Origin of the sequence: Christiangramia sp. OXR-203 (assembly GCF_034372165.1) — a bacterium.
GTDB lineage: Bacteria > Bacteroidota > Bacteroidia > Flavobacteriales > Flavobacteriaceae > Christiangramia.
On record NZ_CP139698.1, the window covers coordinates 2,461,543 to 2,473,871 of the forward strand.

Below are 12,329 nucleotides of genomic sequence, written 5' to 3' on the forward strand. Positions count from 1 at the left end.
AACCACTTATGCAGGGATTTTCACCAAGGTTACCACTCCATTTCCATCTGCCCTGTTCCTGATTTCAAAGATGTACTTGTCCTTGTACAAATTTCTCAAACGATCATCAATATTTCTTAAACCAACGCCCTTTTCAAGCAGTTCTTTGTGAGTAAGTTTTAAAGGTTCTCCATCATTTTCAACTCTAATGATCAGGTAACCTCTTTCTTCACGTATCTTAATAAGGATATGAAGATCTGTATGATCATAAGAATAACCATGCTTGATAGAGTTTTCTATCATTGGCTGTAGTAACATCGCCGGAATTTTCTTCAGCAGTAGTGATTCGTCAATTTCCTTTTCTATACTGAGATGATCTGAAAATCGAACATTCAGAATATTTAGATAATATTCCAGTATTCGGAGTTCCTCATCAAGGCTAATCCGGTTTCTGTCGCTATGGTACAGGATTTCACGTAGAAAATCGCTAAGATCTGCAATAGTATCCTTCGCTTTGTTACTATCCAAATCTGTTAATACGGCAATACTATTAAGCGTATTGAACAGAAAATGAGGTTGCAATTGTGAGGAAAGCATTCTCATCCTAGTGTTCATTAACTGACTTTCCAGTTTCAAATGTCGTTTTTCTGCCTCCTTTACCTGGCGGAGATAGTAGTAGGTGTAGATGATAAAGATCATCGCGAAATAGATGAGAAAATTCAGGTCAAGAACATAGACGAATGCGTTTACACTCTTCCGAAGATCAAATTCTGCAAGGCTTATTCTTCCTGCAAGTATGGAATAGAAATCGAAGACAAGCCTGATAATAAGACCAATTAGTAAGGAGAATAGAGTGTGTATGGAAATGATCTTTACCCATGAATAGTTCTTATTTAGAAACCTCTTTGTACTAATCGCGATGAGCGTCATATAGCTGACTACGATGATGTAATCAAAAAGCATGTTATATACAAGAAAGTCAGGCCAGCTGAAGTGTTGCATTTCCTTAGGCATAAACTCTTGCATATACGCTGTTTTTGCAATATGTATGAGGTCAAACATCAGGTAGAACCCTGCAAGTAAAAGGACCAGCTTGAAATCTATATACTTTTGTTTTAAATCATGAAGGCTCATTAGATTCCAATTTTTTCAAGAAATTCCTTCTTATGGGATTTACTTACGTGCAGTAATTTACCACAGGTCATTTTTGCATCGATCTCAGAATAATCTGAATGTATAATTTCATGTACAAAATTGAGATTTACGATCGTAGACCTGTGGATCCTGATAAAATTATGATCCAGGATGTCTTGAAGGTTGTTTAGCGATTCTCTCAGAACATGCTTTTTATCTTCTACATAAATTTCAGCATAATAACCAGATGCCTGTATATAATGTATTTCTCGAGGGTCCACCAGTGAGGTCTTATTGCCTTGTTTAACTGGAATTTTTGAAACCGAATTCAGATGCAGGTTGCTTTTAGAATATTCGTGAAATAGTTCTACGAGTCGCTTTTCAAAATTCTCTTCAGCTTCAGAAGTAGTCGTGTTCAAAACCTTTGTGATTGTTTTAAAAAATCTTTCGTCCTTAAAAGGCTTCAGAAGAAAATCAAATGCTTCCGCATCAAAGGCTTTAAGGGCATACGTGTCATAGGCCGTTACAAAAATTACGATTGGTTTAGGATCTATTTCGATCTTCTTAAGCACATCAAAACCATTCATATCTTTCATGTTAATATCCAGAAAAATAAGATCAGGCTTGTCGCGATTAATTTTTTCTATTGCAGTTTTGCCATTGGAACATTCACCTAGAATGTCTATTTGCGATACATCTTCCAGTAAGTTTAGAACACGTTTTCGGGCTAGTTCCTCATCATCGATGATTAAAGCTTTCATATAAAATGTTATTTGGCTACTACAAGTTATGATTATTTCCAATAAGTCAGATTGACTTAGCCTGTGGTAAATATTGATCTATAAGCGATTGATTCTATGATTGCTCAATAAAGGGCTATCGAACTTTATCCGACAGCCCTCTGACTAACTAACTACTAACCTATTTTTAATTACTTGCTACCGACACTCTCGAAATTGTTATCGGATCCAATTTAACCGTTCGTTTTTGATTTGCATTTTCCAGCCTGATCTTATAGATTTCTTTGTCAAGGAATTCCCCTTTTCCAGAAGCCATATATTTATTCGAGATCATCGTCCAGCCCTTATTTGAACTATAAAGTTCTGATCTTAATGCTGATGGTAAAGCAATATTTTTGAATTTCTGACTGGTTCTCTGCAACTTTCCATTTTTGTCAAATTCGGCTGCCAGATAGCCTTTGCTGCTTCTAAAAGTTACCTGATAGGTAACAAAGTTCTCTTCTGCCAGTTCTTCCAGCATCGCAGTGATATCGAGATTGGACCGCATAAAAGCGATTGGGTCTTTTTCAAATTCCCCGGAATGTTTCTCGGTTACGGCGTAAGTAAATCCATCGCCAGATTTGACAAATTTAGATTTGTTGGTTTCCAGGCGAACTTCAGCTTCGTCTAATTCAATTTCCTGTGCGTTTCCAAATGCTGTTACTGCGATTAGCAATAATGAAATAAATAAAGTTTTCATAATGTACGTTTTTTGAATGATGAATAATGATTTATTGATATCACTAAACTACATTCAAACAACAGATTCAATTGACTCAATGATCTGGAGCACAGTTTTCTGGAACTGAAGACTGGAAAAAAAGATCTAAGTTGAAAAGGAGGGTAAAGCAGAGTAAGATGAAAGAAACTAGTTGTTCACCGCTCTAAAATGATGTTTCGTAAGGCATTCTAAGCTATTGACAGCTTTATAGTTCGGAAATGGAAATTTTCTTTATTAATCAAGATCCATCATTGGACCTGATCTGAATATAGTAGCAGAAGTCATTCGCTTTCGAACTTTACGGAGTGAGCTCAATTCGCGTTTGTAAGATTTAATAAGCTTTTCCTGCCTGGAATTGTCCTTTCTCAACTGGTAATAAATAGCTCCAATAATGGTAATAGCTGCACCCAATACTGAACAAAATAATGTAGTATCCATTTTGTTTCTTTTTGAAGTTAAATCTTTGGGGGGATCTATAAAGATAAATTTCACAGTCAGTTAATTTCTTAAAATTGAGTTAATTAACTCCGATGAAAACACAAAAAAAGAGATCAAATATACCATGATCTCTTTTCTAACTTCAAATTAGATACCGATTAATATAGAACTCGGAATCTAATTGTACCCTGTATACCTTTCAATTCCTTGATCACCACATCATCGTAAGCCTTGTCAATATCTGTAATCACATAACCTATGGTTTCATTGGTTTTTAAATACTGTCCAACAATATTGATATCGTTAGCCGCGAGTATTCTGTTTATATGAGCTATGATTCCCGGTTTGTTATGATGAATATGAATGAGTCTGTGTGCGTTTTCAAGAATTGGAAGTTGTAAATTCGGGAAATTGACCGAGTTTGTAGTACTTCCCGTGTTAATGTAATTTATGATCTTTCCTGGTACAAAGTTCCCGATATTTTCCTGAGCTTCTTCCGTAGAACCTCCAATATGCGGCGTAAGAATAAGATTAGGTAAACCTCTCAACGGTGATTCAAATTCTTCCTGGTTCGTCTTAGGCTCTTTTGGAAAAACGTCCACCCCTGCTCCAATGATCCTTTTGCTTTCCATATGCTTTCGTAGTGCATCTACATCAACTACCTGTCCCCTGGCGAGATTCAGGAAAACACTTCCTTCCTTCATCCATCCAAACTGTTTATCGCCAATCATATTGGTATTTTCCTTGCGACCGTCAACATGTAAGGTTACAATATCAACTTTTTCGAATAGCTCTTTCAAACTATTACATTTAGTGGCATTCCCTAAAGCAAGTCTCTCCACCAGATCATAATAATAAACATCGAAACCTATCGCCTCTGCTACTACAGATAATTGCGATCCAATGTTCCCGTAACCAACGATACCCAGTTTCTTACCACGGGTTTCGTAACTACCTTTTGCAGATTTGTTCCATTCCCCTCGATGCATTTCTGCAATTCTATCGGGCAGGTTTCTCATTAACAGGATGATCTCTCCTATCGCTAATTCCACTACAGACCTGGTATTACTATACGGCGCATTAAAAACTGCGACCCCTTTCTTAAGACAGGCTTCAAGATCGATTTGGTTCGTCCCAATACAAAAAGCACCAACAGCGATGAGTCGATTTGCCTTTTCAAGCACCTTTTCAGTAAGATTGGTCTTGGACCTGATCCCAAGAATGGAGACATCTTTGATCTTTTCTGCAAGTTCCTGCTCATCCAGAGCGCCAGAAACTGTCTCTACATTATAACCTTCCTCCTTCATAATGGCAACGGCATCTGCATGCACATTTTCAAGAAGTAGTACTTTAATTCTGTTCTTAGGGTACGATATTGCTTTGTTCATTTTGTGTAAGTATAGAAATTCGTCCAGGCTGGGAGTTACATGATCAGCTTTTTCAAGCACCTCTCCACGTTGAACATTTTCAGTAAAAGCGTAAAATTTATTGGCCAGTCCCGCCGCTTTGATCTCGTAATCGTTGTAGCCATCGCCAATTACATAAACGTCACCTTGTAGATCCATTTCCTTTAGCAGTGCGACCTTACCGTTACTTGAAGATAATACATTATCTCTGTCAAAGCCGGTTATATGACCGTTTTCAGAAGTAAAAGTATTCGCATATACATTTTCTTCTCTCACTCCAAGCTCCTTTACTATAGGAACGATGATCTCTTTGAAACCATTGGAAATTATATAGATATGGTCCTTGTTCTCCTGGAAGAAGGCTTCATTTCTCACAAAAGAAACAGATACCTTGCTTTTAAGATCTTCGATCACCTGAGGGATCATATTCATATCTGCTTCCAGGATCTCGAGTCTTTTTTCCAGTGATTCTCTAAAACCTATTTTTCCTGCCATTGCAAGATCTGTAAGCTCGGTTAATCGGTGCAGTTTCTGATCCTTTTCAGGATGAGATTTCAAACTGATCTCGCCCAGAACATCCAATGCTTCCACTTGCGTGAAAGTGCTGTCAAAATCAATTACATAATGTCGGTTCTCCTTCATAGCAGGATTCAATTCGGTTGAAATTATTTATAAAACTAGTTGTTTTCTGAAGATTTAAAAATGACTAATTCCTTCTAATTTTACTGGATTAGCATATTCTCAATTTCAGTTTAAAATTTTGATTTAATCTGAAAAAGGAAAGCGGAATTAAGGTTTTGCCTGATATTTATTCAATCATTCAGAAAAGAATTCGATCTCAGGTTCTTATCCTTCCAGTACTTCGATCACTCCTAAAGCTGCGCGCTCACCACTAAGCATAGCTGCATTCTGGGAACCATTAAGCAGTTTATCTCCGGCAAGGAAAACCTGTGTACTCAAGCGGGCCTCCGTAGATTGCAGTTCATACTGAATATCTTTCAAGTCTGGAAGCGCCTTTGGAATATAGAAGTGTTTTAAAAATTTGATCGTTTTAATGCCAAATTCAAACTTTAGTTCTTCTGAAACCTTCTCAACCAATTCTTCTTCGCTGTATTCTATATCACGCACAATTGTTGCCGATAACAGCTTTCCTTCTGAAACGTTATTGTTTAAAATTGAAGAATGGTAAAAAATATTATTGACCAGTTTCTCTTTATCAGATTGTAAACCTATAATCGCATCTCCAATCACATCCTCTTCCACGGTAAAATATAAACATCGACATGATTTCCAGTCCTGCTTTTGCCCCCGAAGATTCGCTACCATTGAACTTGCTTCCGTAGCAATAATGGTAAAATGAGATTTCACCTGCTCGCCACTTTCCAGCGTCAGCACATCATCAGTTACCTGATTGATCCTGGAATTAAAATTCACTTTGGTAGTCTTCAGCCTTTTATACAGTTGCATTGGGATCGCATTAATTCCATTCTTCGGGATCACCGCATCTCCTTCCCCGAACATTTTATAGACGAACTCGAACATCCTACTGGAAGTCTTCAAATCTGGCTCAAGAAAGATTCCTGAGAAAAAAGGTCTGAAGAAATTACTGATCATTTTTTCTGAGAACCCTTTATGCTGAAGATATTCCAGCGTAGTGGTTTCTTCTTTACTGAAAATTTCCTCAAGGCTTAGTTTCTTAAGCTCAAGGTTAAGTTTAAGCACTTTAAATTTATCTGAAATCGACCCGATACTTGAAAAGATCGTTGGAAATAACGCCGAAATATCTCTGGTAGGATCTCCAATCCTGGTACTTTCACGCTTATTATAAATCACTGCGCCGGGCTTCAGCTTTTGAAGCTGCAAAGCTTCCAGATCAAGATATTGCTGAATTTTTGGATACTGACTCAACATTACCTGGAAGCCTCTATCCAGCTTGTATCCATCCACTTCAAATGTTCGCAACCTTCCTCCCACATGACTTTCAGCTTCATAGATTGTAGGTTGATAACCATGATCTTCAAGCACTCTGGCTGCAACGAGTCCGCTTAAACCAGCTCCAATAATATTAATACTGTAATCTTCTTTTTCCATAACAACCCAAATGTAAAACTAAAAAGCAGCAGAAGGTTCTATAGAATTGTTAACATTCTCAAGATTACTACTTTAATATCCATGGTCGCCAGCAGATCTTTATTGTCAAAATTGTTGGTAAAAACCTGCTATTTTAAATGCTTCCGGTTTTCCTGAAACTCAAATTTCCCTATCTTGATTTCGCGAATTTCTTACCTGAAATTCAACGACTCCTCACTTGCGACGACAAGATCTGTCACAGGTGCAGCTTACATTAGCATTATAAAATTTTTGCATGAAAATAGTTCATACTGCCGACTGGCATATTGGAAAGAAATTACATAAACATGATCTTGGTGAAGACTTCGATCTATTTATCGACTGGCTTACAGAATTTATAGAAATTGATAAGGTAGACCTGCTCTTGATATCCGGGGATATTTTTGACCTGGCGAACCCGTCTTCTGAAGCTCGCAGACAATATTATCGCGCACTCGTTCGCTTACAAAAACTGAATTGCAAGATTATTGCCACCGGCGGGAATCACGATTCTCCGGCCATGCTGGACGCTCCACAGGAAATTATGCGGGCCTTAGATCTTAGTATAATTGGCGGGCTGCCGCAAGATTTGGATGAAGTGATCATTCCGGTAAAAAATAAAAGCGGGGAAACTGAATTGGTGGTCGCAGCGATCCCCTACTTACGGGATGCCGATCTTAGAAGCGGTGAGCAGGTATCAAATCATGAAGATAGAATTGAAGCTATTAGACTGGGAATTGAAAGAGTCTTTACTGAAGCTGCAGCTATTTGCCAGCAAAAATATCCGGGAATTCCTGCAATCGCCATGGGACATTTATTTACGGCGGGAATTGAATCTTCAGAAAGTGAACGAGACATACAAATTGGAAATCTTGCTGCTTTCCGGGCGTCACAATTCGGAAGTTATTATGAGTATCTCGCATTGGGACATATTCACAAACCTCAAAGAGTATCTGCAGAAAAACCTGTTTTCTACAGTGGTTCTCCATTTCCGCTTAGTTTTAGTGAAAGATCTGATGAAAAAAGAATTCTTTTACTGGATACCGATACCAATTATGAACCAGAAAGCATTACGATTCCGAGTTTCAGAAAGCTTATTAAGTTGAGTGGAAATCTTAGCGAACTAGAATTAAAACTTAATTCACTGGAGCATAACTCCAGTTTAAAATCTTTAATAGAAGTAGACTTGGTTGAAGAACAGTATGACGCACAAAAAGTCTATGCGCTGGACCAGTTAGTAGATCAATTTCAAACCGATGGTTTTGAGATCGTAAAACAACGTGTTCAGTTTAAAAATCAGATTGAAGGTAGTTCCCAGTTGTATGACCAGGACCAGCAATTGGAAGATCTAAAGCCTAAAGATGTTTTTGCTGAATTAATAGCCACTCACCAATACTCTAAAGATGATCAAAATGAGATGATGGCTGCTTTTGATGAAATACTGGAAGATGTTCAATCTGGAAACAACGTCATTTAAATGAAGATCCTAAAAATAGAATTCGAGAATATTAATTCCCTCAAGGGATACCATAGTATCGATTTTACCAAAGAACCTTTCACCACCAATTCGCTTTTTGCCATCACCGGTCCTACTGGCAGTGGGAAGAGTAGTATTCTCGATGTGATCTCTCTGGCATTGTTTAATCATGTGCCTAGGTTGGGGAAGATCACCAAGAACGAGATCGCTACCAAAGGAGCAATCCTTACCCGGAATCAGAAAAACGCGATGGCTCGCATTACCTATAGCTGTAATTCCGGGATCTATAGTTCCCAATGGACCATAGAGATCAACCGAAACAACAATCTGAATGATTATGAAATGGAAATTCATGATCATCAATCTGGCAAATTGATTGACTTAAAAAAGTCACTAATTCCAGGTAAGAATGAGGAATTGATCGGGCTCAATTATGACCAGTTCATAAAAGCTGTTTTGTTGGCGCAGGGTGAATTTGCCCAATTCCTAAGAGCAAAAAAGGATGAACGAGGTGAATTACTGGAGAAGATCACTGGAACCGGCATCTATCGACAGCTTGGAATTCGAGCTCATGAAAAAAATAAGGCTGCCAGCCAGGAGATCATTCAGCAGCAGAACGAGATCAGGATCATAGATCAAAATTTGCTTAGTGATGAAGTATTTGTCGAGAAAAAGAAGGAACTAAAGGAAAAATCTCAGATCTGCGAAAACTGGAGATCTGAGATAGAAGGTATCAAAAAAGCTATTGAGCTTAAAAAATCTGTCTCAGACCTGGAATCGCAACTTTCTAGTTTAAAGTCTTCGGAAGAAAAAGCTAAATCTCAACTGGAAGATTTTGAAAAGGAACAGGGAAAACTTTTAAAATTGCATGAGAAGATTGAACCCAAAGCTGAAAGATTTCGGGAATGGTCTCAAAACATTGCTAGAATAAAGGAACTGGAAGCTGAAAAGTCCAGACTCTCTAATAAGCTCATTTCTACAAAAAAACATATCGATGAGCTCTTGGAAAATGCTTCAGCGCTTACAGGTTCAAAAATTTCAGAAGAAAATCTGGAAAAAGGCATATTCGGTTTTAGACAACGAGTGCTGGATCTACAGCAAAAAAGAGCAGATAAACTTTCTCTTTACACTACCAGAAAGGAGCAGTTAAAGACAGAATTAAGAGATACGGAAATTTCAGTGAGTGATGATGCTGCTGACTTAAAATCGAATCTCAAGACTGCTTTTAGTACTATTTCTTCGGATTTAGACAAGCTACTTCAGAAACATCAAATTGCGAGAATCGAAGATATTTCAGAAGAAAAGGAAAAACTACGAGTATTTCAGAAGCGATCGCGGGATGCTTACCGTTATTTCATAGAGCTTCAGGATAGCAGAAAGGAGTCTGCCGCAATAATGGAGCAACTGAAACTTCTGGAACCTGAACTTAAATCTGCACCTGAAAAGATCAACAAACTATCAAAAGACACTGCTTTATTAAAGTCCGATCTGGCAAACAAGCAGCTTAGCCTTGAAAATTTGAGGTTACGTGCGAGCCTGGAGGAACACAGAAAGAATCTTGTGGATGGAAAACCATGCCCTCTCTGTGGAGCAACAAATCATCCTCTTGCAGAAGAAAATGCGGGTAGTGCTTCAGTTCTGGAAACTGAAATTGCCAGCCTGACAAAGAATTACGAGAGTTCCCGCGAATTACTAACCCGTGAAGAGTCTAAACTGGAAAATATCAGGAAAAATTTCAAAGAGTATTCTGAAAAGTTGAAAGCACTTCAGCAACTGGAGAAAGAGCAAATTCACCGTTTAAGTACTAATTATGAAGAATTCAGCAATTTAAAGACCAATGAAGAATTTCAGGAATACGAGAACAGCCTTGAAGAGAAAGCTCAGGATCTGGCGAACATGGAAAGGTCTTCGCGTCTTAGCAATTCTTACAAGAATGCGCTGCCTATCGTGGATGAAATTCAGGAAATTATCGATGCGGGTAAAAACCTGAAATTACAGATCGATGGCCTTTATTCAGGATCGAATATTCAAAATGATGTACAGCAACTGCATACAAATTGGATCAGACTTCTTCAGGAAAGAAATAGCCTTACAGAGCAACTGAAAACTATTACTTCTCAACACTCTAAAATCATAGAAAACCAGGAGAAATTAATAAGCGAACTTAAAAGCTTCTGCTTGGAAAATGATTTTGAAAGTATAGAAGCTGCCAGGAAATTTTTGTTGAGCGAATCTGAAGCCAGCAACTATAGAAAAGAAAAACAGCAGATCACCGATCGATTGACCAGTGTTAATGCTTCTGCTAAAACACTATTGGAACAGCTATCAAAATTGAAAAAGATCGAACCTGAGCAAGAGCGTACGATGCTCGAAAAACAGCTGGAAGACAAGACAACTAAACTGGGTAGCATGGATACTGCTTGTAAAGAGATCGATAGGATCTTAAAAAATTACGAGGAGAATATAGATCGTAAAACAAAACTGCAAAAGGAAATCTCAGAAAAGGAAAAACAGAGTAAAAGATGGCGTATTCTTAATGAACTTATAGGAGATTCTAAAGGAAAAAAATTCAACGATTTCGCCCAGGATCTTACTTTATCAAGATTACTAAGTCTTGCCAACGTTCGATTAAAAGATCTCAATGATCGCTATCTTATAGATAAACCGGAAGCACAGGAAGACGACGGACTCGTAGCAATTGATCAGCATATGGGTGGTCAGCGAAGATCTGTAAAAACGCTGTCTGGCGGAGAAACTTTTATACTTAGCCTGAGCATGGCGCTGGCATTGTCTGATCTTGCTTCTAAAAATGTAGAAATTAATAGTCTGTTTATCGATGAAGGTTTTGGTACACTGGATCCTGAAACACTGGATCAAACCCTGGATACTCTGGAAAGATTACAGGCCGAAAGTTCTAAGACCATTGGAATTATAAGTCACGTGGATTCACTGAAAGAGAGAATTTCCACGCAAATAAAACTGACAAGAAATGGACAGGGTTATAGTAGCCTGGAAATAAGTTAAAAGAGAAAAGCCGGATTCTCCGGCTTTGTCTTAGGCTAATTCAATGATTAAAAATTAAAAATTGAACCATAGTTTTAAAATTTTATCTCTCCATATAAACCTCCTTCTTTTTAGTCTCAATATATTTACGACAATTTGTAAGTCAGGGTTTTAAGGGAATCGACACTATTGGTTAAATAATTAACACAAAAGCAACGAATCTCATGATTCCCTCTTATTTCAGCAGGAATTATCACAAAGTGACTGCAATGTTGAATTTCATACCAAGGAGTTTAATTATATTTACTCAAACTGTCCACTACACACATTATTTATGGAAAAGAAGATCCTAGTCCCTACTAATTTTACCAAACACTCATGGAGCGCATTGATCTTTGCCATGAAGCTGTTCAAGAAATTTCCATGTACATTCTATTTAATTAACGTTTATAGCTCTCGCGGTTCATTAAGTGAAGCGATGTCCATCCACAAAGAAGATGATGAGGAAACCAATGCATCTGTTTCTGAAAAAGGACTTGCCAGGATCATGCAGGGATTGAATTTTAGAAAGGAGAATCAAAAACATAAATTTGAACAGATAAGTTTTGATGGCAGTTTGGTTGAGGGAATACAGGAGCAGGTGAATAAGCTTGGAATAGATATGATCATTGTAGGTTCTCCCGGCGATACTGCAGGAATCAATACTACAGAAAACAATAAGATCTCCAAAATCACTGAAAAAATCAAAGAATGCCCGGTACTGGTAATCCCGGAGAAATATGAAACAGCGGTTGATCCTAATTTAGAAATCGTGTTTCCAACAAATTTACGCAAGCCCTTTAAGCCAAGCGAACTGGAACATCTCATAGAACTTGCTCAAAATACAGAATGTTCCATAAGAGTACTCTATATCAATACGGAAGGGAAAGCGCTCTCAACTGAACAGGAGAAAAATAAAGAAGACCTGTTGAAGCAACTGGCCAAGGTAAATACCAGTTATCATATGCTTACCAAAACCAGTCCTACAACCGGAGTGCATTTGTTTATTGAAAGCCGGGAAAGTGATTTTCTTGCGCTGTATCAAAGAAAACAAGGATTCTTCGGAAAGATTTTTAATAAAGCGGCTATTGAGGATATCGACTTTGATCCAAAATTACCAGTGCTTATTCTGAAGGAAATACGCTAAGAATTTTATTTATAGCGACCTACATTGGTTTCATATGAAAATGCGGAACCAATTCATTTTTAATGTATTTTGGATCACTAAGATTTCACCTGATTAA

9 protein-coding genes are annotated in these 12,329 nt (G+C 37.8%); 3 read left to right on the forward strand and 6 right to left on the reverse strand.

Annotation, left to right across the window (positions count from 1 at the left end; genetic code table 11):
- Window positions 1–6: 6 nt before the first annotated feature.
- The 6 genes from T8I65_RS11420 to T8I65_RS11445 form a co-directional block, all read right to left on the reverse strand.
- Window positions 7–1,113, reverse strand: coding sequence for a sensor histidine kinase (locus tag T8I65_RS11420; RefSeq protein WP_322300729.1), 1,107 nt, complete (start codon window positions 1,111–1,113; stop codon window positions 7–9).
- The gene (locus tag T8I65_RS11425; RefSeq protein WP_322300730.1) at window positions 1,113–1,874 is read right to left on the reverse strand and encodes a LytTR family DNA-binding domain-containing protein; all 762 of its coding nucleotides are present in this window, start codon (window positions 1,872–1,874) and stop codon (window positions 1,113–1,115) included. The genes T8I65_RS11420 and T8I65_RS11425 overlap by 1 nt, the downstream gene beginning before the upstream one ends.
- 166 nt (window positions 1,875–2,040) lie before the next feature.
- A complete protein-coding gene (locus T8I65_RS11430) occupies window positions 2,041–2,592 on the reverse strand; it encodes a hypothetical protein (protein WP_322300731.1) in 552 nt (183 codons plus the stop codon).
- A gap of 255 nt (window positions 2,593–2,847) precedes the next feature.
- Complete coding sequence (locus T8I65_RS11435) at window positions 2,848–3,051, reverse strand: hypothetical protein (RefSeq protein ID WP_141878296.1); 204 nt, start codon at window positions 3,049–3,051, stop codon at window positions 2,848–2,850.
- Window positions 3,052–3,209: 158 nt separating this feature from the next.
- Window positions 3,210–5,099 carry a phosphoglycerate dehydrogenase gene (serA, locus tag T8I65_RS11440; protein ID WP_322300732.1) on the reverse strand — a complete coding sequence of 630 codons (1,890 nt, stop codon included), beginning with the start codon at window positions 5,097–5,099 and terminating at the stop codon, window positions 3,210–3,212.
- 204 nt (window positions 5,100–5,303) lie between these two features.
- Window positions 5,304–6,548 (reverse strand): NAD(P)/FAD-dependent oxidoreductase, encoded by a 1,245-nt coding sequence (locus tag T8I65_RS11445; RefSeq protein WP_322300733.1) that lies wholly within the window; start codon window positions 6,546–6,548, stop codon window positions 5,304–5,306.
- A 274-nt stretch (window positions 6,549–6,822) separates the two neighbouring features.
- Between T8I65_RS11445 and sbcD the strand changes: the two genes are divergently transcribed.
- The 3 genes from sbcD (at window position 6,823) to T8I65_RS11460 (ending at window position 12,232) form a co-directional block, all read left to right on the forward strand.
- Window positions 6,823–8,043 (forward strand): exonuclease subunit SbcD, encoded by a 1,221-nt coding sequence (gene sbcD / locus T8I65_RS11450; protein WP_322300734.1) that lies wholly within the window; start codon window positions 6,823–6,825, stop codon window positions 8,041–8,043.
- Complete coding sequence (locus tag T8I65_RS11455) at window positions 8,044–11,067, forward strand: AAA family ATPase (protein WP_322300735.1); 3,024 nt, start codon at window positions 8,044–8,046, stop codon at window positions 11,065–11,067. It abuts the gene before it with no gap.
- A 313-nt stretch (window positions 11,068–11,380) separates the two neighbouring features.
- Window positions 11,381–12,232, forward strand: coding sequence for a universal stress protein (locus T8I65_RS11460; RefSeq protein WP_322300736.1), 852 nt, complete (start codon window positions 11,381–11,383; stop codon window positions 12,230–12,232).
- Window positions 12,233–12,329 lie beyond the last annotated feature (97 nt).